Annotated in this window: 20 protein-coding genes; 7 read left to right on the top strand and 13 right to left on the bottom strand. The window is 43.8% G+C overall.

Annotated features, from left to right (window positions below):
- Window positions 1-47: 47 nt before the first annotated feature.
- From NO992_RS02970 to argR, 3 genes are all read right to left on the bottom strand, one after another.
- On the bottom strand, window positions 48-2,225 hold the full coding sequence (locus tag NO992_RS02970; RefSeq protein ID WP_371374199.1) for an SPFH domain-containing protein: 2,178 nt from the start codon (window positions 2,223-2,225) through the stop codon (window positions 48-50).
- A gap of 83 nt (window positions 2,226-2,308) precedes the next feature.
- A complete protein-coding gene (locus NO992_RS02965; protein WP_371374196.1) occupies window positions 2,309-2,920 on the bottom strand; it encodes a DUF1449 domain-containing protein in 612 nt (203 codons plus the stop codon).
- Window positions 2,921-3,326: 406 nt separating this feature from the next.
- Window positions 3,327-3,794: a transcriptional regulator ArgR gene (gene argR / locus NO992_RS02960; protein ID WP_010372285.1), complete on the bottom strand. Its 468-nt coding sequence runs from the start codon at window positions 3,792-3,794 to the stop codon at window positions 3,327-3,329.
- Between the two features lie 241 nt (window positions 3,795-4,035).
- Between argR and mdh the strand changes: the two genes are divergently transcribed.
- On the top strand, window positions 4,036-4,968 hold the full coding sequence (gene mdh / locus NO992_RS02955; protein WP_010372282.1) for a malate dehydrogenase: 933 nt from the start codon (window positions 4,036-4,038) through the stop codon (window positions 4,966-4,968).
- Between the two features lie 226 nt (window positions 4,969-5,194).
- Here the strand turns inward: mdh and serA are convergent, their stop codons facing one another.
- The 5 genes from serA to NO992_RS02930 form a co-directional block, all read right to left on the bottom strand.
- On the bottom strand, window positions 5,195-6,424 hold the full coding sequence (serA, locus tag NO992_RS02950) for a phosphoglycerate dehydrogenase (protein WP_010372278.1): 1,230 nt from the start codon (window positions 6,422-6,424) through the stop codon (window positions 5,195-5,197).
- A gap of 11 nt (window positions 6,425-6,435) precedes the next feature.
- Window positions 6,436-7,089 carry a ribose-5-phosphate isomerase RpiA gene (gene rpiA / locus NO992_RS02945; RefSeq protein ID WP_010372275.1) on the bottom strand — a complete coding sequence of 218 codons (654 nt, stop codon included), beginning with the start codon at window positions 7,087-7,089 and terminating at the stop codon, window positions 6,436-6,438.
- Between the two features lie 92 nt (window positions 7,090-7,181).
- On the bottom strand, window positions 7,182-7,823 hold the full coding sequence (locus NO992_RS02940) for a 5-formyltetrahydrofolate cyclo-ligase (RefSeq protein WP_371374192.1): 642 nt from the start codon (window positions 7,821-7,823) through the stop codon (window positions 7,182-7,184).
- The gene (locus NO992_RS02935) at window positions 7,820-8,353 is read right to left on the bottom strand and encodes a hypothetical protein (RefSeq protein WP_017216410.1); all 534 of its coding nucleotides are present in this window, start codon (window positions 8,351-8,353) and stop codon (window positions 7,820-7,822) included. The genes NO992_RS02940 and NO992_RS02935 overlap by 4 nt, the downstream gene beginning before the upstream one ends.
- Window positions 8,354-8,492: 139 nt before the next feature.
- Entirely contained in the window at window positions 8,493-10,004 is a 1,512-nt protein-coding gene (locus NO992_RS02930; RefSeq protein ID WP_211858385.1) for a S10 family peptidase, read from the bottom strand.
- Between the two features lie 276 nt (window positions 10,005-10,280).
- Between NO992_RS02930 and NO992_RS02925 the strand changes: the two genes are divergently transcribed.
- The 4 genes from NO992_RS02925 to mrcB all read left to right on the top strand — a co-directional run bounded on the left by NO992_RS02925 (window position 10,281) and on the right by mrcB (window position 15,764).
- On the top strand, window positions 10,281-11,510 hold the full coding sequence (locus NO992_RS02925; RefSeq protein WP_010372263.1) for a diguanylate cyclase domain-containing protein: 1,230 nt from the start codon (window positions 10,281-10,283) through the stop codon (window positions 11,508-11,510).
- Window positions 11,511-11,699: 189 nt separating this feature from the next.
- Complete coding sequence (locus NO992_RS02920) at window positions 11,700-12,038, top strand: P-II family nitrogen regulator (RefSeq protein ID WP_010372259.1); 339 nt, start codon at window positions 11,700-11,702, stop codon at window positions 12,036-12,038.
- 13 nt (window positions 12,039-12,051) lie between these two features.
- Window positions 12,052-13,281, top strand: a complete 1,230-nt coding sequence (locus NO992_RS02915; protein ID WP_017216408.1) for an ammonium transporter — start codon at window positions 12,052-12,054, stop codon at window positions 13,279-13,281.
- 161 nt (window positions 13,282-13,442) lie between these two features.
- Entirely contained in the window at window positions 13,443-15,764 is a 2,322-nt protein-coding gene (gene mrcB / locus NO992_RS02910) for a penicillin-binding protein 1B (protein WP_371374186.1), read from the top strand.
- 42 nt (window positions 15,765-15,806) lie between these two features.
- Here mrcB and NO992_RS02905 read toward each other — a convergent pair whose 3' ends face one another.
- The 5 genes from NO992_RS02905 to NO992_RS02885 all read right to left on the bottom strand — a co-directional run bounded on the left by NO992_RS02905 (window position 15,807) and on the right by NO992_RS02885 (window position 22,388).
- Window positions 15,807-17,648, bottom strand: coding sequence for a methyl-accepting chemotaxis protein (locus NO992_RS02905; RefSeq protein WP_371374183.1), 1,842 nt, complete (start codon window positions 17,646-17,648; stop codon window positions 15,807-15,809).
- Window positions 17,649-17,816: 168 nt separating this feature from the next.
- Window positions 17,817-19,097, bottom strand: a complete 1,281-nt coding sequence (gene hemL, locus NO992_RS02900) for a glutamate-1-semialdehyde 2,1-aminomutase (protein ID WP_017216405.1) — start codon at window positions 19,095-19,097, stop codon at window positions 17,817-17,819.
- A 12-nt stretch (window positions 19,098-19,109) separates the two neighbouring features.
- The gene (locus NO992_RS02895; protein ID WP_010372246.1) at window positions 19,110-20,126 is read right to left on the bottom strand and encodes an aspartate carbamoyltransferase; all 1,017 of its coding nucleotides are present in this window, start codon (window positions 20,124-20,126) and stop codon (window positions 19,110-19,112) included.
- Window positions 20,127-20,250: 124 nt separating this feature from the next.
- Window positions 20,251-20,685 (bottom strand): CopD family protein, encoded by a 435-nt coding sequence (locus tag NO992_RS02890; RefSeq protein ID WP_010606087.1) that lies wholly within the window; start codon window positions 20,683-20,685, stop codon window positions 20,251-20,253.
- 20 nt (window positions 20,686-20,705) lie between these two features.
- Window positions 20,706-22,388, bottom strand: a complete 1,683-nt coding sequence (locus NO992_RS02885) for a chloride channel protein (protein WP_010372240.1) — start codon at window positions 22,386-22,388, stop codon at window positions 20,706-20,708.
- Between the two features lie 336 nt (window positions 22,389-22,724).
- Here NO992_RS02885 and erpA point away from each other — a divergent pair, with 336 nt between their 5' ends.
- The gene (erpA, locus tag NO992_RS02880) at window positions 22,725-23,063 is read left to right on the top strand and encodes an iron-sulfur cluster insertion protein ErpA (protein ID WP_010372235.1); all 339 of its coding nucleotides are present in this window, start codon (window positions 22,725-22,727) and stop codon (window positions 23,061-23,063) included.
- 736 nt (window positions 23,064-23,799) lie between these two features.
- A complete protein-coding gene (locus NO992_RS02875) occupies window positions 23,800-24,042 on the top strand; it encodes a helix-turn-helix transcriptional regulator (RefSeq protein ID WP_017216404.1) in 243 nt (80 codons plus the stop codon).
- The last annotated feature ends 13 nt before the right edge of the window (window positions 24,043-24,055 follow it).

The following is a 24,055-nucleotide window of genomic DNA, read 5'->3' as shown; positions in this document are numbered from 1 at the left end:
TCGCAAATGGGGGAGAGGAGCCAAGCAGATTGACTCCTCAGGGTTAATTACTCTAGTGGTTCGCTTTGTTTACTGCCATTTAACGAGCCGCCAAGTAACTTGAGTAGCTGCTGTTTGTCCGCATCTGAGCTATTGCTTAGTTGTTGGAAGAACTTACTCATGTTGATGTTTTTTAGCGTTTCCGACGACGCATTAGCACCAGCCAACACCCCTTTTAGGTCGTCCATCAAATTACGCTCACCGTTTAGGTGATCTTTAAATACGGTTTGTACCGTCTTACTTTCGCCGACTAAGCCGTCAATTGACTTGCCCACTGTGATGGCATTCATAAACTGGTTAAAGAACTGGCCGTCGCCGCCCATAAAGTTGATATCAGCACCGCTTAGTGCTTTACCTAATACTTCAGCCTGACTTGCAGAAACTTGTTTGTTTGCCTCGATACTCGCAAGCGTCAGCTCTTTCTGTTGATTTAGCTGTAGTGTAAAGCCTTCGTATTCACGGGCGTCTTTATCCATCTTATTCAGTGCTTCCAGCTTCTCTGTAAGACCTTTGGCTTCTGCTGACATCTTTCGTTCAAGGTTGATAGCTTCTGCTTCACCTTGTTTTTCAATTGCCTCAGCCATTGCTGATTGAACCTCAGCTTCTGCCAAACCAATTTCACGTTTGCCTTGCGCTTCGGCTTCACTTTGCTTCTTAGTTGCTTCAGCCATTGCTGCTTGTACTTCGGCTTCGGCGCGGCCGATATCACGTTTACCTTGTGCTTCGGCTTCTAGTTTTTGCTGTAACACTTTGGCGTCTGTTTCGCCTTGTATCGCACTTGCAGCGGCTTTTGCCTTGATGATATCGGCTTCTGCAAGACCAGGCGCTGCCGCTTCAACTTGGGCAGCCTCGGCAAGAATTTTCTTCGACTCTGCGGTTTGGTTCGCAATACGTAGTTCTGCTGCGGCCATTTTTTCCATTTCACGGGCTTTAAATTCGGCAGCTTGCTCTTTAGCTTTAGCCGCTTCAATATCTTTAACCAACGCTTCTTCAGCCTCAGCTTGAGCAAGAATAATTTTTGCTTGCTTTTCACGCTCGGCTTCAGCAATACATTGTACGTCTTTGATGCGCTCTTGTTCCTCGGCAACGGTTTTCTCAACGGCAACCCGTTCACGCTGAACATCGGCAATCTCTTTACGTTCAACTTCTAGCGCTTTGGCCTTTTGAATACGTAGTATTTCGGTTTCGCGCTCACGTTCGATAATTTCAATCTGGCGAGAACGCGTGACTTTTTCTTCTTCTATACCGAGTAAGCGAAGGCGGTTTTGCTCTGCAACATCGATTTCACGCTGTTTATTGTGCTCTGCAATTGCAATTGCTTCGTCCGCTTTGAGGCGTGCTTCTTCGGCTTTTAAGCGCTCTTCATGCTTAACACGTTCAGCTTCTGCGGCTTCGCGAGCGCGCACCGATTCGATTTCACGACGCTGTCTTGCGCTAGCATCTTCTCGTTGGCGCTCGACTTCTGCTGCTTTTTCAAAAGCTGCTTGGTTTTGGTTGTCGATTTGCGCTTTTTCATCGCATTTAAGTTGGTTCGTTTCCACGTTTTGGCGTGAGGTTTTTTCGGTAATACGGCGAATACCTTCAGCGTCAAGAATGTTATTTGGATCTAACTTGTCGATAGAGGTTTGTTCAAGATAATCAATCGCCACATCTTCTAACGTATAGCCAGATAAATCTTGTCCAATCACTTCTTTAATAGAATCTCGGAACTCATTACGATGGGTAAATAGCTCCTCAAAATTCATGCGCTTACCAACGGTTTTCAAGGCTTCGGAGAATTTTGCCTCAAATAATGCTTGTAAGGTTTCTGGTGCCGATGCGCGGGCACAGCCAACTTGTTTAGCAACGCGTAGGATATCTTCTTTGTTTTCGTTTACGCGAATGTAAAAAGTGATGGCGATGTCGGCACGGATATTGTCTTTACAGATCAGGCCGCTATTTTCACGACGCTCCAATACCATGCGGTTAGTTGAAATATCCATGACTTCCATTTTATGGATCACAGGTAGCACAATGCCGCCTGTAGTCGTGACATCCGGCTCGCTTTTCATCTTGTTGATGATCAATGCCTGACCTTGTTCAACCTTGCGGTAGAACTTTCCAATCAGAAGTAGAATGGCAAAAATAATGACGATGGATATGCCCACGATTGCGAGCACCGGTCCGAGGTTGTTTAGAAATTCCATGTTTTTTCCTGCGTTGCGCTATATTGTTTGAGCTGGTATTAGCTATACCAACTCGTTCCTAAATTCCGTTATTTTCCGTACTATTACCAAGGTTTAGCCACAATCGTGTAGCTATGTGTAAGGGTGTCATGTTCGATAAGTAAGGCACTGTCTCCTAGTGTGAAAGTGTTATCTTCATCCGAGCGCACTTCGATGAGTTGCTCTGTTCCTTGAATATATACTCTGGCTTGACCGAACGTGTTGCTAACTCTCGATGTTGCAATAACGCATTCGAGCCCAACCAGCGCTTGCTTTGATGTGGTTTCTTGGCTTTCGAAAAAGCGTCGTAATGGTCTTACAATGACGGCGGTTAGTGGTAATGCAGCAATGAGGCTAACAAGCATAAATACCGTGCCCATCAGGTAGTAGAAAATGCCATTGCCTAGTAGGTAAGCAAAAAACTGTTGTACATAAATACTGACAATCCAGCCCAGCGCGATGATTAAACTCAATGAAATACTCACAGGGACGCCGCCAAAAGCGACTTCCCAAAAAGAACCAGAGCTTGCGCCTTCGGCTTCAATATCAACATCGCCTTCTAAGATATCGATATCAGCAAAACCGAGTAAAGCAATTAGCCAGAACAACAGCACTATCAGTAATAGTGTTGAAAAAATAACAGTGGGAAACGTAAATGCAGTATTTAAAAATTCCATTGCTGTTCCTTAGTTCCTTGTATTTCCTTTTAAGCGGTTAAGTAAGTGAATTGTCCACTCAGCGCCATAAGGTATCTTTGTGTGTATCAAGCGGTGAGTTCCGCATCATAGAATGTGAGATGATTGAGTGAAGCGAATAGCGTTCGTGTCCGGAAAGACTGAGACACTGTAGGAAACAAATCCGAAAAGCTAGTCAATCAGCTTAAAAACCATCCATGCGTTGTAAGAAAGCCTCACATGTGTTTCTAAAGTTGCCACATTTAGACATATTATGTCAAACGTTTTTTTGCTGTAAAGATAAGCAATTTATTCTGTTTATCGTGATAGTAGGGGGAAGCGTTTTTGTGGAAGCTAAAATATCAAAGTATGTGCTAACCTGTGAGTTAGCACCGATAAGAGTAATAGACTAAACGTTATCGAACAGGGTTTTTACTTTGTCTAAAGTAACGTCGATTTCAGATACTTTGGCAGGGGCAATAAAAATCGTGTCATCGCCGGCAATCGTACCTAATACGCCGTCTGCGGTGCCTAATGAGTCAAGTAGCCTCGCAATTAACTGGGCAGCACCAGGACTGGTTCGAATAATAATCATCATTTCGTTGTGCATAATATCAACGACTAACTGACGTAAAGGACTTTTTGCTGTTGGTACGCTCATTTCGGCGGGTAAGCAGTAAACCATTTCTTGTTTGGCATTACGTGTACGCACAGCACCAAACTTGCTCAGCATGCGCGACACTTTGCTCTGACTGACGTTGTCAAATCCTTGTTGTTTTAGAGCATCAACAATTTCACCTTGAGAGCCAAAGTTTTCTTCTTTTAAAATGGCTTTAAATGCTTTGATCAGTGCTTCTTGTTTTTCTTGCGGCTGCATAGTCTGTCTTCTTTTACGGCTAATCTTTAAATTCTACACAAAACCGCCGAGATTCCCAAATTTGCGCGACCAAAATGGCAGTCGTAAAGCATAAGTGTACAAAGTGTCGCGATCTTTACACTTTTATTTAAGACATTAGTCAAAAAATCTCGAAAATAACCGTGATTAATTTGTGTTTAACAGCGCTTTTCATTATCTTTACTGCACACTCAATTCCACCTTCAAATTATGGAGAATTCAAATGAAAGTTGCTGTATTAGGTGCCGCTGGCGGTATCGGTCAAGCTCTATCTTTATTGCTTAAAAATGGTCTTCCAGCTGGCTCTGAGTTAGCGCTTTATGACGTTGCACCTGTTGTACCTGGTGTTGCAGTTGACTTATCTCACATCCCAACTGCGGTAAAAGTAGCGGGTTATGGTAAAGACGACCTAGACCCAGCTCTTGCTGGTGCTGACGTAGTGCTTATCCCTGCTGGTATGCCTCGTAAGCCTGGTATGGACCGTGCTGACCTATTCAACGTTAACGCAGGTATCATCAAGACACTTGCTGAAGGTATCGTTAGAAGCTGCCCTAAAGCACTTGTTGGTATCATCACAAACCCAGTAAATGGCACGGTACCAATCGTTGCTGAAGTGTTCAAAAAAGCAGGTACTTATGATCCAGCTCGCGTATTCGGTGTAACAACGCTTGACGTTATCCGCGCTGAAACTTTCATCGCAGAGCTTAAAGGTCTAGACGTTGCTGAAGTTAAGATCCCAGTAATTGGTGGTCACTCAGGTACTACAATTCTACCTCTGCTTTCTCAAGTTGAAGGTGTTGAGTTCACTGACGAAGAAGTTGCTGCACTAACGACTCGTATCCAAAACGCGGGTACTGAAGTGGTTGAAGCTAAAGCGGGTGGCGGTTCAGCTACACTTTCAATGGGTGCAGCAGCAGCACGTTTCTGCTTCTCACTAGTGAAAGGTCTACAAGGTGAAGAAGTACTTGAGTACGCATACGTTGAAGGTAACACAGGCGATGCAACATTCTTTGCACAGCCGGTTATCCTTGGTAAAAACGGTGTAGAGAAGTTACTTCCTTACGGTGAGCTAAGCGCGTTTGAGCAAAAAGCAAAAGACGACATGCTAGCGACACTTGAAAAAGACATCAAAGAAGGTGTTGATTTCATGGCGTAAGCCAAATTGATACAAAAAAAACCAGTCACTTCACAGCGACTGGTTTTTTATGCTTGATTCTTCTTATACCAGTTGTATTAAGTAAATGATCTATCTTGAAGCGGGGAAATAGCTTTAGTAGCAAGGCAAAAATTTTGCTATTTATTTGTTCTAAATGAGAAATTTTTAACGAAGCTAATATGCTATTTCACCCTTCAAATTGATTAGAGAATTAATTCAATTGGTATTAGTGAAGAATACGTGCTCTAATAGTTCCTTCAACTGCACTTAACTCTTTCAGTGCTACTTCAGAGTGGTCGCTATCGACGTCGATAACTACGTAACCAATAGATTCATCCGTTTGTAGGTATTGCGCCGCAATATTGATACCGTGCTGAGCGAACGCTTGATTGATTTGCGTTAGTACGCCTGGGCGGTTTACGTGTACGTGTAATAAACGACTTCGGTTTGATAATTCAGGTAGAGAAACTTCTGGGAAGTTAACTGCCGTGACTGTTGAACCATTATCTGAATATTTTGCCAACTTACCCGCGACTTCCACACCAATGTTTTCTTGTGCTTCTTGGGTAGAACCACCAACGTGTGGGGTTAGCAGTACATTGTCAAACTCGCGTAGTGGTGAGACAAATTCTTCATGATTAGATTTTGGTTCAACGGGGAATACATCGATAGCAGCGCCAGAAAGTTTCTTGGCCGCTAAAGCTTCAGCTAAGGCGTCGATATCAACAACCGTTCCACGTGATGCGTTAATTAGGATTGCGCCTTGTTTCATCACTTCAATTTCAGCCATGCCGATAAGGTTTTTGGTCTGTGATGTCTCTGGTACATGCAAACTGACCACGTCCGCTCTTTGTAGCAGTTGCGTTAGCGTGTGTAACTGCGTTGCGTTGCCGAGCGTGAGCTTATCTTCGATGTCATAAAACTCGACGTTCATCCCGATATTCTCAGCCATAATGCCAAGCTGGGTGCCAATGTGACCATAACCAATAATACCCAGCGTTTTACCACGGGCTTCGTATGAACCATCGGCAGATTTATCCCACTCACCGCGATGCGCCTTTGCGTTACGCTCAGGAACACGGCGCAATAACAAGAGAATTTCACCTAAGACGAGTTCAGCCACAGAGCGGGTGTTAGAAAATGGTGCGTTGAATACGGCGATACCGCGTTTTTTAGCAGCATCCAAATCCACTTGGTTGGTGCCGATGCAGAAACAGCCAATCGCGACCAGCTTTTCAGCCTGTTCTAAAACTGCTTCTGTAAGGTGGGTACGTGAGCGGATCCCGACAAAGTGAGCATCTTTGATCCGCTCGATCAGCTCAGGCTCCGGTAAGGATGTTTTAACGTAGTCTATGTTGCTATAACCGTTGCGCTTTAGCGTCTCAACAGCGCTTTGATGCACGCCTTCTAACAACAAAATTCGAATTTTATCCTTTGATAACGAAACCTTGCTCATCTGTAATCTCACTAGTTGATTTTAGGCCCTTCTGGAGTGCCTGTTATTACAACGTCAGCGCCACGCGCGGCAAATAAGCCATTAGTCACGACGCCAACAATCTGGTTAATTTTTTCTTCAAGCGCTTTTGCTGCGCTAATTTCTAGGCCATGCACATCAAGAATGACATTGCCGTTATCAGTGATAACGCCTTGGCGGTAAACTGGATCGCCACCTAATTTTAGTAACTCTCTTGCCACGTAACTACGCGCCATTGGGATCACTTCAACAGGCAGTGGAAATGCGCCTAGCGTCTCAACATGCTTTGTATTATCAACGATACAAACAAATTTCTTGGCAACAGCTGCAACGATTTTCTCGCGCGTCAGTGCTGCGCCACCACCTTTTATCATTTCGTTGGTGCTGTTGATTTCATCTGCGCCATCAACATATACCGCAAGCTCTGACACATCGTTTAGCTCGAAAACTTCAATACCAAGTGCTTTTAGCTTCTCTGTTGAAGCTTCAGAGCTTGATACTGCCCCTTTGATTTGATCCTTGATACTGCCAAGCGCATCAATAAAGTGGTTTACCGTTGAGCCTGTACCAACCCCAACAATGGTGTTTTCTTCTACATAGTTCAAAGCTGCCCATGCCGCGGCTTTTTTCATTTCATCTTGAGTCATAACGCTACACTTAGTTGTCATTGAAGTTGTATGGAGTATAACTCAATCAAAGTGTCAGCGTCATGGTCAAAAGTGCCTCAAAATGCGCTTAACTATTTGCCTGCTAAATTATTTTTTGGCCAAGTGTATAGTTGGGTTGGAGTGAGGATAGTTGGGAGCGGTACATCCCAAGCTGCTGTTGGTAAGCTTGGAACTTGCTGGCAATCATGAGCAAGACCAACAAGTGCTGGTTTAGCTCGCTGCTCAGCGTAGTGTAACGCTAATGTTCTATCGTAGTACCCACCGCCCATACCGAGGCGATTACCTTGCTCATCAAAAGCAACCAGAGGCATCAAAAGGAAATCCAATGATGCAAGCGGTGCCACTGCTGAACAATCTAACTTAGGTTCCAAGATAGCATAGCGATTTGCCTTCATGGGTGAGTTTTTTTCATACTTCTGGAAGAGCAAATTAGCGTGATTAAAGGGGTGGATTATGGGTAGAAAAACTTGGTGTTTTTTATCCCAAAGCGATTGAATTAAAAGGGATGTATCTAGTTCTCCATCGTTTTGAATATAGACCCCAATATTGGCATTTTTAGGAAGTTTTATTTGTTGAAAAAAATTAATGTTAAGGTGTGCCGCGGCTGCCTTCTGTTGCTCTGCTGATAGCGAGTTTCTTGCGTTTCTAATCATTTTTCTCAAATCAGCACGAGTAACTTGAGATTTATTTATGTTGTTATTAGTTTTACTCATTCTAACGCGAGCCACTCAGGGAAAAACAAACTTACACCAAGTAGAATAAATAAAATAATTAATACAGCGAGCAGGTAATATAGCCAAGTCTTAGATTTAGCCGGAGGGCTAGGCTCAAAGTCTAGCTCATCAAATAGCTCCTTCGTTTCCCACTCTTCGTCTGTTGTATCTTCTATTTTAGTATGGGGAGTTGGTGCCACGCGTTGCTCGAGTTCCTCTAATCGCTCTTCGATACGTATTAGACTGCTGGTGATGTAATCCAGTGCTTCAAATACGCGCTCTTGATCTGCGTTACTTGAGGTAGCGGCTGCTTGGCTTTGTAGCTTGGCATTGATCCCCGCGCTTGCAAGTAATTTTACCTGTTTTAGCGCTTTGGCTTTATCTGCAGGAGCAAACAAGTTTTTGCCAGCGTAAAATTGCTGGATCTTTGAAGGTGAGGTTTTCAACCTGTCTGCAATTGCGATAGCGGCGCTTTGTTGATCCTTACCGTCGGCCATGCCAACGAAGACGACTTTAAACTGCTCGTTCATGGTGCGTGCCTAAGTTGTAGAGAGATAGTATTGAGTATATCTAGATTATAGGTAACTGTAGAAGGATAAAAGGAAATTTTTACAATCTGGTGAGCATTAAGATAAGTGACCGCTTGCGCGGCCACAATGGGTTGGGAATTTAGTAAAGCGCTGACTGATCCGCTTTGGGTGTTGTTTTTAAGATAAACTCGCGGAGATCTTCGTTCGACTTTTGTAAATCTTCATGACGCAGGTACATCATGTGCCCGGAGCGGTAACCTTTAAAGCTTAAGCGATCACGCATTTTTCCGCTCGGATCGAGTTGCCACATATTGTATTTGGCATCAAAGTAATTCGTTGCGCCATCGTAATAGCCAGATTGGATCATCACGTTTAGGTAAGGGTTTTGTGCCATTGCTAATCGTAATTGCTCACCGACATTATTATCGCTGTTATCCCAAGGGTAAACTGAACCAAACATATTATATTTTACATCGGTTTTATAGTTGAGCTCCGTTGCGAAGTAATGATTGATCGCTGGCGTAAATGAGTGCAACCAAGAGGTCAGCTCAGGCCAATAATCAGGGCGAGAACCAGCGTCTCTTTTATCAATACCAAGGTAGCGTGAGTCCAATCGACCTAGGGTATAGCCACGCTCACGCAACAGTTCTTTCCAAAATGCCGCAGTAGGAATATCTAGGTTGTTTTGAGCTACAAAGCGCTCGCTTAAGCCACTATATTTAGCAACGGCCTGTGTCACACTTTGCTTTTCTTGGGCACTGATAAATGCGCCTTTGGCGAGTGCGGGAAGATATTGATCAACCGTATATTGTTCAACCTCTGCAAGTACTTCGAGTAAATCTTTATTTTGCAATTCAGAAGACAGCGCCTTGTGGTACCAAGCGGCAGCAGCGTAATATGGTAAACGGTTTGCCACTTCAACCGGACCTTCTCGTTTAATGCCGATTTCTGTAGGAGATACCAACACTACGCCATTGAGGTAAAGCCACTGGTTGTTTTGCATCGCGTGTGCAAGACCTGACACTCGAGTCGTGCCGTAGCTCTCACCAATCAGGTACTTAGGGGAAAGCATACGCTCATTGCGATGAATAAATGTATTGAGCCATTCGGCTAAGTACTTCACGTCCGCGTTGACGCCAAAAAACATCTTTGTTTGTTCGGCTTTACTAGGATATTTACCTTCAGCATTTTTGAGTACGCGAGAATAACCTGTGTTGACTGGGTTTACATAAACAATATCGGCAACATCTAGTACTGAATATGGGTTATCTTTCAAGCCGTAAGGTTGCAGTGGATATCCTTCGTCATCAATTTTTAATACTCTTGGGCCAGTATAGGCAATGTGCATCCACACGGAAGCAGAGCCCGGACCACCGTTAAATGAGATCAACAGCGGACGTTTGCTCATATCTTTGATTTTTGTGCGCTTGTAGTAGGTGTAATGCAACGTTGCAACTGCGTCGCCGTTTTCATTCCACACCGGCTGTGTGCCTGTTGTCGCGGTGTAGTTAATACGTTCACCTTTTATTTCGGCTCTATGCTCAGTTGTTATTTTATGATCTATCTCAATTGCGCGGTTGTGCTCTTCAGCTATGCTTGGCGCTGAGAGTAGGGCACAACTCACGAGCAATAGTGGTAGTAGTTTTTTCATTGCTTCCTCGGTATTGCAGTCGGTATGTCTGCATTAAAGAAGTATTTCATCTGAAATTCAAAGCCATTGAGACAAACTCAACAAAAAAAACGGCAGGTTTGAAAAATAGGCTGTTGTAACCTCGTTTATCGAAAAGTAACGAATTTGAGCCGATTTGGTTTTTTTTAGTGCAAGATTCGCGTATATTTAGTACTTTATTATGTAGTAATAAAGTATTTAGCCCCGTTAAATTCTTGTTTCACTGCGCTTCTCGTTGTACTTAAGAGATCTCAATCCATGCAAAGAATTTTAATTGTTGAAGACAGTAAAGTCGTACAACAGGTATTGCGACACCTTGCTGCTCAGCATCTAGATGTCGAAATCGATTTTGCTTGGTCCCTCAAGGAAAGTAAGGACTTCTTAGCACAGCACCAATATACATTGGCGCTGGTAGATTTAACGCTGCCCGATGCGATGGACGCAGAGGTCGTGCAGCTCACGCTTAGCCACAAAATTCCCACTGTGGTGCTGACCTCAAAAATAGATGAATATAGTCGCCAGCAAATGCTTGAAATGGGCGTGGTGGATTATGTAATTAAAGACAACCGTGATTCATACCTATACGCGGTCAAGTTAGCATCTAGACTGTTGAGAAACCAAGGTTGCAAGGCGCTGATCGCCGATGATTCTGTGATCAGTCGAGCAGTAATGAAGCAGATGCTTGAAAAGCAATTATTTACAGTGCTTGAGGCGCAAGATGGCGAACAGGCATTGGAGATGTTGCTATCTGACCATGAAATTAAGCTACTGCTGACAGACTTTGCGATGCCGACGATGGATGGCTTTGAGTTGGTGAAATCCGTTCGTAATAGTCGCGGACGAGATGAGTTGGCGATTATAGGTCTATCTGGCGCGGGAAGTCATGGTTTGTCAGCTAAGTTTATCAAATACGGCGCCAATGACTTTTTGGCAAAACCTTTTATGAGTGAAGAGTTTCATTGCCGCATCATGCAGACGATGGAGCAGCTCAATTTGATTGCAGAAATCAAAGAATATGCGCATCGAGACTATTTAACAGGACTTTATAATCGCCGTTATTTCTGTCAGCAGGCAGAGCGTTTAATCAAAAACAAACCGAGCCAGCATATATTGGCATTGTTAGACCTCGATCATTTTAAATCTATTAACGACCAATATGGTCATGAAAGCGGTGATGATGTACTTAAACAAGTTGCTGATTTACTGCGTAGTGCATTTGGTCACTACATTGTCGCACGTATTGGTGGGGAAGAGTTTGCTTTGCTTATTCCAAGCTCAGATATGAAGATGGCAAAGCACATGCTAGAAGACTTTAGAGAGCGCCTTGCACAGCAAGCATTTAAAATTCCTGAGGGTAAGCATTATTGCACCATCAGTATTGGCCTCGCGGCTTGCCAATCAAAGAGTCTAAGCGAAGTAATGCGCAAGGCTGATAAAGCGCTCTACAAAGCGAAGGACAAACAACGAAATTGCGTTATCGCGCATTAGCTTTTCGTTATTTGGGTGTTTATGCACCAACTCAGTTCAGACTTAATATCAATGCACCTAGATGGTGCATTTTTTATGCGTTAAATTCCACCTCCCACTTTAATTCATTGTTAATTAAGGAATAAAAAATTTGGCATAAAGGTTGGATTACTGCATACAACAGGATCAACTGTCCTAAGGGGACTCAGCATGAAAATGATAAGTGCAATAATAAAACCATTTAAACTGGATGAGGTGCGTGAAGCGTTAGCCGATCTGGGGATTGAAGGCATGACGGTCGTTGACGTTAAAGGGTTTGGACGTCAGCGCGGTCACACCGAACTGTATCGCGGTGCAGAATATCAAGTCGATTTCATTCCAAAAATAAAAATAGAAATTGCAACGTTAAGCGAAAACGCCGAGCGCGTTGTGGAAACGGTTACAAAGGCTGCGTTCACTGGAAAAATTGGTGATGGAAAAATCTTTGTTTACGACTTAGACCAAGTTGTTCGGATCCGTACCGGCGAACTTGATGAAGAAGCCATTTAAGGGGAGCCGAGCAATGGAAAATACAATAATAGAACTAAAATTTTCATTAAATACCTTTTACTTTTTGATCTCTGGCGTCTTAGTTATGTGGATGGCTGCCGGTTTCGCTATGCTTGAAGCGGGATTAGTACGCTCAAAAAATACCACTGAAATCCTTACCAAGAACGTCGCACTGTACGCTATTGCTTGTACTATGTATCTGCTTATTGGTTACAACATCATGTATGTGAATAATGCCGAAGGTGGGGTTTTACCAAGTCTTGGCGCGCTCATTGGCAGTGCTGCTAAGGATGCCGACCATGCACTGCAATCCGACTTTTTCTTCCAAGTGGTATTTGTTGCAACGGCCATGTCAATTGTCTCGGGCGCTGTTGCTGAGCGTATGAAATTGTGGGCGTTTTTAGCATTTTGTGTGGTGTTAACTGGTTTTATCTACCCGTTAGAAGGCTATTGGACGTGGGGCGGTGGTTTCTTATCTGAGCTTGGCTTTGTTGACTTTGCCGGTTCTGCCATTGTGCATGGTGCCGGTGCTGCTGCGGCACTAGCGGGTGTTCTGTTACTAGGTGCGCGCAAAGGAAAATATGGCAAAAATGGTGAGATTTACCCAATTCCTGGTTCCAACATGCCACTAGCTACACTAGGCACCTTTATTTTGTGGATGGGGTGGTTTGGCTTTAACGGTGGCTCTCAACTGTTCCTTGCCGACAAAGAAAATGCCATCGCGGTCAGCCAAATCATGCTAAATACCAATGCGGCGGCGGCTGCAGGTGCGGTTGCTGCACTGTTGGTGTGTAAATTAATGTGGGGCAAGGCGGATTTAACTATGGTGCTTAATGGTGCACTAGCAGGTCTAGTGACCATTACCGCAGAACCTGCTTCTCCAACACCTATATTAGCGCTTATCCTCGGTGCCATAGGCGGTGCATTGGTGGTGTTTAGTATCGTTGCGCTAGATAAAGCAAAAATTGATGATCCTGTCGGTGCTATCTCTGTTCACGGTATCTGCGGTGCGCTGGGTGTGATGATGGTGCCATTTTCAAACTCAGACGCTACTTTCCAAGGTCAGGCTGTGGGACTTATCACTATTTTAGGTTTTGTTTTCATTGCTTCCTATATTGTTTGGAGTGTATTGAAAGCGAGCATGGGGATCCGCGTTGGTGAAGAAGAAGAGCTAAGTGGTATGGATCAACATGATTGTGGCGTAGATGCCTATCCCGAGTTCGTGACAGTTCGCGGACAGTAATACCAATTTGGCTCTCGGTCAATATTGTAAAGTTCTCGTTGTCTAAACAAAGTGAGTCCAGCAGGGCTCACTTTTCTTTATAAATATTATTCTACTTTCAGCAGTTGTTAATTTAGGTTACCCTACCATCTTGCGATTCATTTTTTAGTTTTACTTGGGTCATGACGGATAAAAAGAAAAGAACACCTGCCAAAAATTCAAACGTCAAAGCGAACACTTCGCGTAAAAACAATACCCAGCAAAACGGTTCTAAGATGCAAAGAATTAAAAGCCGTGTACTGAGCACGTTGTGGTCTTTCTTTTGGAAGGGGACTATTGCGGCGATATTCCTTGTAGCAATCTATATCATCTACTTAGACGCCAAAATAAGCCGCCAGTTTGAAGGCAATAAATGGGAACTTCCCGTGCAGGTTTATGCCAGATCGATGCAGTTTTTTCCTGATCAGTTCCTTAATGAGGATGAAGTGCTGTGGGAGTTGAAGCGGCTTAATTATTCCCGTGTAAATCGTATCAGCCGTACCGGTCAATATACCGTTCAAGGTCGCACAATCACCATCCATCGTCGCGCGTTCGAATTCTACGATGGCCCAGAAACCGCGCGTATTTTTACGCTTAATTTTGCTGGTAAGAAGCTTGCCAATATTGTTGATAATCAAGGTCGACGCTTAGCTGACGCTCGCTTAGAACCAGTGCAGATTGCTCGGATCGGCAATGAATCTCGGCAAGACAGAGAGTTTGTTCCGTTCGATAAATTTCCTAATATTTTAAAAGAAACGCTGCTGGTGGTAGAAGATAGAGACTTTTACCAACATCATGGTGTTTCTGCGCTGTCTATTTTACGTGCGCTGTATGCCAACATCAAAGCAGGGCGAACCGTGCAAGGTGGCAGTACGCTTACGCAACAGCTCGCAAAGAACTTTTATCTCACCAGAGATCGCACCTTAATCCGCAAGGTGAATGAAGCGTTCATCGCATTGATTTTAGATTTCCGTTACAGCAAAGATGAAATCCTCGAAGCCTATTTGAACGAAGTGTTTTTGGGGCAAGCCTATAATCAAGGCGTTCATGGTATGGGGCTTGCGGCCGATTTTTATTTTGGTAAGCCGGTGGACGAGCTTGAGTTTGACCAAGTCGCTATGTTAGTCGCGATGGTGAAAGGGCCGTCTTTTTATAACCCAAGACGCTACCCTGAGCGGGTAATGGAAAGACGTGATTTAGTCTTAAGGCTAATGGTGGAAAACGACCTTATCACAACGCCTGAGTACCGCGCAGCGCTGGCAAGGCCGATTGACGTACAGCCTTTAAAAGCGAGCCGTATGCAGTCTTATCCTGGATATTTGGAGTTGGTGAATCGCGAGTTAAAGAAACTGGTGCCTGATGATGACATTGTCGACTCTGGAATTCGGATTTTTACCTATCTCGATTTACAAAAGCAAACGGCGATGGAAGATGCCGTTAAAAAGGGCTTGCCTTACTTAGAGCGCCGCTTTAAAACGGAAGATTTAGAAACTGCAATGCTGTCAGTTAATGTTGAAAAAGCGGGTGTATCGGCGTTAGTTGCTGGTCGTCAGTTGAAGTTTTCAGGTTTTAATCGAGTGTTAGACACCGAGCGCAATATAGGTTCACTGGTCAAGCCTGCTATTTACTTGAGTGCCTTGTCGAATCCAAACTACCATTTGGGCATGCTACTTGATGACAGTCCCCTTGAAGTGACCGACGGTTCAGGTAAGGTTTGGTCTCCAGAGAACTTTGATCATAAATTCAGAGGCCAAGTGCCAATGTTTGAAGCGTTCAGCAATAGCATCAATATTCCAGCGGTAAACCTTGGTCTGGATGTGGGTGTTAATCGAGTCGCACAAACTTTGAATGAGCTTGGTGTCTCTAAGTCGATTCCACTTTATCCTTCTTTATTGTTGGGCGCGTTAGAGCTATCCAGTTTTGATGTTGCAGAGGCCTACACCACACTTGCTGCAGATGGTAAGCAGAGCGAGTTGACCAGCGTCATGGCTATCACCGATTCACTGGGTAAGCTGGTATACGAACATCCTGTACAAAAAAGCCAAACGCTAGACAGCGATGCAGTATACATGACGAAATATGGCATGAAGCGCGTAACTAAAAAAGGCACGGCAAAACGCCTCAATCTTCATTTCCCCTCTATTCAACTTGCAGGGAAAACGGGGACGAGTAATGATTTAAGAGACAGCTGGTTTGCCGGTTTTGACCAAAATACGGTCACCGTTGCTTGGATTGGTCGTGATGATAACAAGCCAACGGGGTTAACGGGCAGCCAAGGTGCGCTTGAGCTCTATATTCGTTACCTAAAACCACTGAACCCACAAGCGATTGTTGATGAGCGTCCAAAGTCCATTCGCTGGGCGTTTATCAATCCAAAAACGGGTAAGCAGTCGCCTCCGAGTTGTGGTCCTGTATTGCAGCTACCTATTAGAGAAAGCATGTTCGAACCAAGACCTGGGTGTTGAGCAAACTACTGGCTGCTAGGGTTTGTTGACCCTAGCCAGTCTCTAAGCTTTAAATTTATCGATTTCTTTATTTAAAGTTTGTGAGAGCTTGCCAAGTTTTTGTGCATCACTTTGGGTCGCTCTTGCGGAACCCAGAGTATGCTGTGCTAAGTTACTGATCTCAGATGATTCATTCAATGCGTGTTCGGTCGCTTGGGTTTGTTGTTGCACTAACTGACTGATCAGTTTCCCTTGTTCATCTATGTCTCGCATGCTTTGCTCTGCGTGCTGTAGGACTTCATTGGTATCATTCGCGGCGATAACACTTTGTGCCATATTGTCTTCACTGCTGCGCATTTTGTCTTGCGTGTCTCTGGATGCAGCTTGTAAAGATTGAATAATATTGTGTATTTCTTCCGTTTGTTGCTGCGTTCTTTGCGCAAGCGTTCTAACCTCATCCGCTACCACCGCAAATCCTCGGCCTTGTTCACCTGCACGAGCAGCCTCAATTGCGGCATTGAGCGCGAGTAAATTGGTTTGCTCGGCAATCTCTCTAATCGCGGAGCTCACCTGACTAATGTTTTGCGTGTCTTCCGCTAGCTTATCTAAGGCTGCACGACTTTGTTGAAACTCAGCTTGTAGTTCGGTCATTTGCTCTGCAAGGGCTGTGGTATTGACGCTACTTTGCTTTACTTGTTTGGCTGCTACGGAGGCCAGCTCTGTTGCGCTAAATGCGGCATCCTCAACCGAGTGAGCGGACTGTGCCATATTCTCGAGAGAATGGTGGATAGACTGGATTTTATTCTCCTGCTGGGCAACGTCCTTCTCAGTATCTTGGCTTATTTTATTGAGTGTTCTTGTTGCATGCTGTAGCTCGTCACTACTTAATCGAACGTTGCCAAGCAAAGAGATAAAGGCACGTAGTACCGCATTAAATTGTTCAATAATTTGGCTAAGCTCGTCGGAACCAGTTGTCTGCGCTTTGATGCTTAAATCCCCTCGGGAAGCGCTCTGCGCTGCATGTGAGAAAGTCGTGATGGTGCCCATGACCGAGGAGTAAAAGCCAACCATAAGATAAATAGCGATGATCAGTGCGAGTAGTGAAGCCAAGGCAACAGTGTTTCTTATCCACCGTTGCTGGTTTTGTTTTTCAGCGACAAGCGCGGCAAGCGAGGGTGTTGCAACATTAACAAACTGCTTGATAGCATCACTTGCGCTTTGGTAGTAACGGTTAAATTGCGCTTGTGAGAGTGCCAGTTCATCAGGATCTAACAAGCCTGTTTTCACCGCTTGCTGGTAATCAGAGAGGCTAGACTCAAGCTCAGCTAAGGGCTGACTAAGCTGCTTTTTGAGTTGCTGGTTATCATTGATAGCAATGTTAAGTTTGCCTGAAAATTGTGTCGTGACGCCAGGTAATCCTTTGTTTAAATTGGACAGTGCAATAAAACTATCTGGAGTAAAACTGCCTCTACTGATGATATCGCGTGCCTGCGCTTCAATTTGATTGATTTGCGATATAAGTCTTGGCGCAGATTCAACAAGCGTGCGATTCAGGTAACTGCGTCCAAGATCATCATCAACGGCAAGTTGAGAGGCAATAGAGAGCTGCTCAAGGGCGCTTGCGCCAGCGGCGCTCACTTTAGGTAATTTAGCGCGTTGCAATAAAATTGAATTATCGGAAGCTTTACCCGCTAAAATGTTTTCCAACATACTAGGGTAAAGCGTGAGCCCTTGCCTCTGCATCTCACTGACTGAAATAGAATGGTTAAGTACACTGTTTAGAAAAAACAAGCTGAGGCTTAGTGGTAGTAATAAAATGCCAAATACAACGGCCATTTTTGTTTTGTATCGCAACCGTGCCATCAAACGGGTTGCAGGATTAATAAGCGTATTAAATCCAGCCATCACTTCCTCTGTATGATAGTTTTAACTTTGCACAGTGTTATTAATTATGTGCGCCTAGGTTAAATAGACCGAAGCTTTTGAAAAGCTTATTCAAAGCGTAGCTGAAAAAACAAAAAAAGCCCTGAGCGGGCTTTTTAAATACAAACTAATGTGGGTTGCAATCAGTGATTACAACTTGGCAAATGCACGCTTTGCAGCATTGATAGTGTTAGCGATTTCTTCGTCAGAATGCATTGTGCTCACGAAACCCGCTTCGAATGCAGATGGGGCTAAATAAACGCCTTCATCTAGCATCAAGTGGAAGAACTTTTTGAAGCGCTCTAGGTCGCATTCAGTTGCTTGTTGATAGCTGGTTACTTTTTTAGCGTCAGTAAAGAAGAAGCCAAACATACCACCCGCGTAGTTAGTCGTAAGCGCGATGCCTGCTTCATCAGCAGCAGCTTGAAAGCCTTCACACAGGGCTTTACTTTTAGCTTCAAGCTCTGCGTGTAGCCCTTCTTTTGAAAGCAGCTCTAGCGCTTTTAAACCAGCAGCCATGGCAATTGGGTTACCAGATAGCGTGCCCGCTTGATAAACAGGGCCTACTGGGGCGATGTAATCCATGATTTCTTTTTTACCACCAAACGCACCCACTGGCATACCGCCACCAATCACTTTACCTAAACAGGTTAAGTCTGGGGTGATGTTGTAGTACTGTTGAGCACCACCAAGTGCAACACGGAAACCCGTCATGACTTCATCAAAGATAAGCACACTTTGATTGTCAGTACATACTTCGCGTAGGCCTTCTAAAAAGCCTTCTACTGGTGGAATGCAGTTCATGTTTCCAGCAACTGGCTCGATGATCACACAGGCGATTTGATCTTTGTACTGCTCAAAAATCGCTTTTACTTCATCAAGGTTATTAAATGAAACCGTTAACGTATGCTTAGCAAAATCGGCAGGAATACCTGGTGAGTTAGGCACGCCCATGGTAAGTGCACCTGAACCTGCTTTAACAAGCAAAGCGTCAGCGTGACCGTGGTAACAGCCTTCAAACTTTAAGATCTTATCGCGGCCGGTGTAACCACGAGCAAGGCGAATAGCGCTCATGGTCGCTTCTGTACCAGAGCTTACCATGCGTACTTTTTCAATAGATGGTACTAGCGCTTTTACTTTTTCCGCCATTAGGATTTCAGTTTCCGTCGGCGCGCCGTACGATAGGCCATTTTCAACTGCTTCAAGCACTGCTTGTTTAATCTCAGGATGGTTATGACCTAAGATCATCGGGCCCCAAGAACCCACATAATCAATGTACTGTTTACCATCGGCATCAAAGGTGTGAACGCCTTCGGCTTTGGTAATAAATAGTGGCGTACCACCTACACCATTAAAAGCGCGAACAGGAGAGTTAACGCCTCCAGGGATTGAGTCTTGGGCGCGTTTGAATAAGTCTTGACTAATTGTCATTGTCGATCCTTTTTAGCTTTCACGTTTGCGGCTAAACCAAGGTACTTCTACCTCGTGTTTTTCCACTTGGTTTTCAACACCTAGCGTTAGGGCAAAAAGTGCCATACGGATCAATACACCATTTTGAACTTGGCGGAAGATAGCTAGGTTGTCGTTGTTATTTAGGTCGTTGTCTAGCTCGTTTGCATCGCTACGGCTGTCGCGAGGTAACGGGTGCATTAATACTGAGCTAGGTTTACAGTGAGCGTCATAAATCGCTTGGCTGATCCTAAAACCACCACGGTATTTGTTTGCTTCTTCTTGAGAAGGGAAACGCTCTTCTTGAATACGAGTCTGGTAAACGATATCGGCAGCTAAATTGCCTTCCATCTTAGACACGACTTCAATACGGTGACCGGCATTGTCTACGACATCTAAAATAGACTGAGGCATTTGTAAGCCATCCGGTGCAACCATTGTAAAGCGGATATCTTTGTAGTGACTCAATAACTTTGATAAAGAATGCACGGTGCGGCCGTATTTTAAATCACCGACTAGGGCGATGTGCATGCCGTCAATTCCGGTACCAAAGCGGCTAAGCTCTCGGTCAATCGTCAGTAAGTCCAGCAGTGCTTGAGTCGGGTGCTCATTAGGGCCATCGCCACCGTTGATGACAGGAACGTCGGAACCAGTTGCAAACTCGGCTACTGAGCCTGCGTCTGGGTGGCGCATTGCCACGGCGTCAGCATAAGCTGAAATCACACGGGCGGTATCATACAAAGATTCGCCTTTTGCCAGTGCTGAGCTTTGCATACCTGTGGTTTCACGAACTAGGCCGCCCAGCAGGTTAAATGCGGTGCCGAAACTTACGCGTGTTCTCGTGCTTGGTTCAAAAAATAGATTTGCCAAAATCGCCCCATTAAGTACTTGGGTACGTTTTTGCTTTTTAGCATAGGGTTCCATTTTTTTGGCAATGGAGAAGATGTGTTCAATTGAATCTCTGTCTAATTGATTGACAGAAAGAATGTTTTCACCTTGGAAACTGAACATTTGGCGATTCCTAAAGACAAATTGACTACCGGGTTGCAAGGTCGCTCACCCAACCAGATAACACGCAGATTGTGGGCGGTTACTTGGGCGCATATTATACCCAAGTACCCCCAATAATGCACGGTTACAGTGCAGGTTTTAAAACGGCAAGAAAGACAATGGCTAATAGGATTAGTACGGGAAATTCGTTGAAAAAACGATAGAACTTGTCGCTTTTACGATTGCGATCATGTTTGAAGTCGGCAAGCAATTTAAAGCAATAGCCATGATAAATATAAAGTAAAATCACTAAGGTCAGTTTGTAGTGCAGCCACATACTGTGTTTAAACCACTCACGTCCATATTCTGTAATCGTTAAGACTCCAAACACCGCGGTGAGAATAGCAAATGGGGTTACAAAATAGAGTAGGCGGCGCTCCATGATTTTGAGCATTGAGCTACAAGATTTTTCTTCAGTCATCGCGTGGTACACAAAGAGACGTGGCAGATAAAAAATCCCTGCAAACCAGGCAATCATAAAAAAGATATGTAAGGCTTTATACGTTAGCAATAAGCTCATTATAAATTCCACTTTTTAGATTAGAGTAAACTGTTTCTGGTGGTGAGTATGTGACGAATTTGGTCCCATCGCAATAACCCAAGTATTTGTTTTTCATCCTTTTGGTTGTAGATATACACTGCGCCTGAACGTTTATCTTTTAGCACATCAAAGGCGTCTGCTAAGGTCGCTTGTGTGCTTAGTCCTTGTAGCTCGATATAAGAGACCGATACGCTGCCCTCGGAGATTAAGTTTAAATCGTATTCGGCTAAGCGGTAGCCGCTTTGTTCATCATAAACAATGAGCGGTGTTTGGCTATCAACCGCGGATAGGGTTTCCTTTATCTGCTCTTTGTCATCGGAATAGAGCAGTTTAAAATTTTCATCCATCTCGGCCACTATGCCCACTTTTTGCAATGCCTCTTTTGCCGGGGATACTTGGTAAGGCAGTCCTTGAAAATCCAATTGTTGAATAAAAATAGAGCGGTTGCCAAACGCCTGTAAAGCGGTAACGTAAGCTGTGGTGATCACCAGCATAGCTGGAACGATTATTTTTGGATTGGAAGTCAGCTCCATTACCGCAGTGAGCGCAGCAAGCGGTGCGTGCAAAGTTGCCGCAAGTAAGCCTGCCATACCAAGTACGCCATAAGTCCCTGCAACATCGACGCTGGGTTCAATAAACTGGGCAAAGAAAGACATCAAGGTGCCCATGATAACCCCAAGCCCAATCACTGGACCAATAATACCACCGGGAATACCAAGTCCAATCGCAAATAAAGTCGCCATCAGCTTAGCAATCAATATTGTGGTGAGTAGCTGTAAGTTATGTGGAGATTCAACGGCTTGGGTGATAGCGCTCATACCTGAACCCATGGCTCCCGGTACGGCGTAGCCAATTAATCCCGCAATTAAACCCGCTAATAAAAGGCGAGGGAACATACTGATGGGCTTAAAAGTTTTGATGATCAGCATTAGATTTTGATTAAAGGCAAATGCAACCGCTCCTAATGCTGCACCACAAATAATTAAATAAGGGTAATGCCAAAAACTCAACGGAGTAATATGAATGAGCGCTAGCTCGGAACTATTACCAAACACATATTGCGTGCTCATTGCACCGATCACTGAGGCTAACATCACGGGCACGAAAATGTGGATTTTATACTCCCTGAGCACGACTTCCATAACGAATATCACCGCCGCGAGCGGAGTGTTAAATGAGGCAGCAATACCTGCAGCTACACCGCAACCGGCCAAAGTTCGCGCGGCATTGAGTGGTAGATGTAAACGCTCTGATAGAATGCTCGCTGCTGTTGCCCCCATGTGTACAGATGGTCCTTCTCGACCAACAGAGAAACCACTGATCAAAGCAACGGCACCACCAAAAAACTGGTTCGCAGAATTCCAAATTGGCATATGACCGTAGTGGTGTTTGATCCGGTTGATCACATATGGAATGCCCAAACGGTAATGCTTAAACCCGGTTAAGGCGGCAAAGACCGCGATGAGTAGCGCAGCAAGCACAGGCAAAAATAGCCGATGTAGCTCAGAAAGCTCGGTAAAGTCATCAGGTTTATCGAGAAATGTGCCTTGGATTAATTCAATAGTAAGACGAAAAGCAATGATAAGTATCGCCGCAAGCAGGCCAGCACCGGCACCAAGTAGGCACAGTTGCGCTGAAGTTTTAGGTTTTGCAAGGCTTCGTCTTAATGTATCCAACGACATGAACGTCATTCCACAATAGTAAACCGTTTAAGAATATCAAATTTTTTACACTAAGTCCTTGTGCTAACGCAACTTAACTGAGGCAATAGTCTTATTTCCTTTGGTTTAGCATATAGATACCAATTTATATCAATATACATTCAATAGCAGGTTAGGTGCAGAGTTAAAAATCTCTCTATGACAAAAAATAAATAGAAACCTTTTGACAGGTGAACGACGAGTTCTTTCCTCCAAAAATAGATCATTTATCAAAGATAATTGGTACAAACGCTATACTTGATTAAAATACTCAGGTATTAGATAATTTGCAGATTACAGGATTAGGGGTCTAAATCTATGTCTGAACAATTACCAATTCAGTTTTCTGACGCTGCCGCAAGCCGCGTAAAGGAACTTATTGAAGAAGAAGAGAATGCCAATCTTAAGCTACGCGTGTATGTAACGGGTGGCGGTTGCTCAGGCTTTCAATATGGTTTCACTTTCGATGAAAAAGTAAATCCAGGTGATTTGGAAATCGTAAAAAACGGTGTCACTATGGTTGTCGATCCTATGAGTATTCAGTATTTAATCGACGGCATCGTGGATTATACTGAAGGGCTTGAGGGCGCACGTTTCTTTGTGAACAATCCCAATGCAACAACCACTTGTGGCTGTGGCGCAAGTTTCAGCGTCTAGACTTTATTCGCACTACGTTCCACTAAAGAGTCATGCGTTTGTCATGGCTCTTTTTGTTTCTAACCATCACAACTCAATTTGCTTTATTCGTCACAAGCTACCTGTTAAATACATCATTAAGACAAAAAAGCCCAAAACAAAAGATGAAAATACTAAGATGTAGATAAAGCCTTTTTTTCCTTGCTTAAGCGGCACGCCGTTAGAACGAAGGAAGTAAATCCAGCCTAAGCACAATAGAATTGGCAGTAAAAACAGTAATCGAATCATCTAGTAATAGCCTCTTTTTTAACCACTTAATAAATGTTAGCTGTAAGTTTTTATTTTTTAAAGAAAAATAATTTATTTCAAATACTGGTACATTTTTTAAAAAATTTGTTAAAGTGTTACTGGATATTACAACCCTTAATGAATTAAGAAAAAGTAAAAAATTAATTAGGTGTTACTCGTGTTTTAGTCTATACCTAATTGGGTACATAGGGACAAGTTAACATTTTGTCTACGTGTTACTGGTTTGGCATAACTTATCGCAGCTAGCTGGTAAGTTGTACCGTATTCGGGGTAAACTGTAAGCTTGATCGAGTTCTAAAGGCAAAATGCTGAGTTCATACAGGCTTAACATTTTGCATTGTAGAGTTCATCGATAAGCTACAACTGTAATATTTAGATAATAACTAAATGAGACGGGCATATTTCATTTAGATAATTTAGTCTTTCATCTAGTAGGAGATGTTTAATTATGATGGGTAAAACGGTTTCTTCTGAAGAAAACGGCAAACTAACGAAGTGGCTAAAATCAAAGCGCCACGAGAAAGGTCACACAATGCGTAGTCTTGCGCAGGTGTTAGGTACGCCTCATTCATTCATCGGTAAAATTGAAAACCAAGAGCGTCGATTGGATGTCATTGAGTTTTTACGTTACTGCGAAGCGTTAGAAGTTGATCCTTATGAAGGCTTACAGCTAATCAAAGAAGATCAATAAGCGTTTAGTTAGC

It is taken from the genome of Pseudoalteromonas sp. DY56-GL79 (genome assembly GCF_041414765.1).
In the GTDB taxonomy this organism is placed as follows: Bacteria; Pseudomonadota; Gammaproteobacteria; order Enterobacterales; family Alteromonadaceae; genus Pseudoalteromonas; species Pseudoalteromonas piscicida.
Note: the sequence above shows the minus strand (reverse complement) of the source record. Positions and strands in the feature narration are given on the sequence as shown.

What these genes read in the sequence shown, in the direction of transcription:
- NO992_RS02915 (WP_017216408.1), top strand. Translation starts at nt 12,052, where the DNA reads ATGGAAAATACAATAATAGAACTAAAATTTTCATTAAATACCTTTTAC.
- NO992_RS02935 (WP_017216410.1), bottom strand. Translation starts at nt 8,353, where the DNA reads ATGAACGAGCAGTTTAAAGTCGTCTTCGTTGGCATGGCCGACGGTAAG.
- NO992_RS02875 (WP_017216404.1), top strand. Translation starts at nt 23,800, where the DNA reads ATGATGGGTAAAACGGTTTCTTCTGAAGAAAACGGCAAACTAACGAAG.
- rpiA (WP_010372275.1), bottom strand. Translation starts at nt 7,089, where the DNA reads ATGACTCAAGATGAAATGAAAAAAGCCGCGGCATGGGCAGCTTTGAAC.
- argR (WP_010372285.1), bottom strand. Translation starts at nt 3,794, where the DNA reads ATGCAGCCGCAAGAAAAACAAGAAGCACTGATCAAAGCATTTAAAGCC.
- NO992_RS02905 (WP_371374183.1), bottom strand. Translation starts at nt 17,648, where the DNA reads ATGGCTGGATTTAATACGCTTATTAATCCTGCAACCCGTTTGATGGCA.
- NO992_RS02970 (WP_371374199.1), bottom strand. Translation starts at nt 2,225, where the DNA reads ATGGAATTTCTAAACAACCTCGGACCGGTGCTCGCAATCGTGGGCATA.
- mdh (WP_010372282.1), top strand. Translation starts at nt 4,036, where the DNA reads ATGAAAGTTGCTGTATTAGGTGCCGCTGGCGGTATCGGTCAAGCTCTA.
- NO992_RS02965 (WP_371374196.1), bottom strand. Translation starts at nt 2,920, where the DNA reads ATGGAATTTTTAAATACTGCATTTACGTTTCCCACTGTTATTTTTTCA.
- NO992_RS02890 (WP_010606087.1), bottom strand. Translation starts at nt 20,685, where the DNA reads ATGAGCTTATTGCTAACGTATAAAGCCTTACATATCTTTTTTATGATT.
- NO992_RS02930 (WP_211858385.1), bottom strand. Translation starts at nt 10,004, where the DNA reads ATGAAAAAACTACTACCACTATTGCTCGTGAGTTGTGCCCTACTCTCA.
- serA (WP_010372278.1), bottom strand. Translation starts at nt 6,424, where the DNA reads ATGAGCAAGGTTTCGTTATCAAAGGATAAAATTCGAATTTTGTTGTTA.
- erpA (WP_010372235.1), top strand. Translation starts at nt 22,725, where the DNA reads ATGTCTGAACAATTACCAATTCAGTTTTCTGACGCTGCCGCAAGCCGC.
- mrcB (WP_371374186.1), top strand. Translation starts at nt 13,443, where the DNA reads ATGACGGATAAAAAGAAAAGAACACCTGCCAAAAATTCAAACGTCAAA.
- NO992_RS02925 (WP_010372263.1), top strand. Translation starts at nt 10,281, where the DNA reads ATGCAAAGAATTTTAATTGTTGAAGACAGTAAAGTCGTACAACAGGTA.
- NO992_RS02895 (WP_010372246.1), bottom strand. Translation starts at nt 20,126, where the DNA reads ATGTTCAGTTTCCAAGGTGAAAACATTCTTTCTGTCAATCAATTAGAC.
- NO992_RS02885 (WP_010372240.1), bottom strand. Translation starts at nt 22,388, where the DNA reads ATGTCGTTGGATACATTAAGACGAAGCCTTGCAAAACCTAAAACTTCA.
- NO992_RS02940 (WP_371374192.1), bottom strand. Translation starts at nt 7,823, where the DNA reads ATGAGTAAAACTAATAACAACATAAATAAATCTCAAGTTACTCGTGCT.
- hemL (WP_017216405.1), bottom strand. Translation starts at nt 19,097, where the DNA reads ATGACAATTAGTCAAGACTTATTCAAACGCGCCCAAGACTCAATCCCT.
- NO992_RS02920 (WP_010372259.1), top strand. Translation starts at nt 11,700, where the DNA reads ATGAAAATGATAAGTGCAATAATAAAACCATTTAAACTGGATGAGGTG.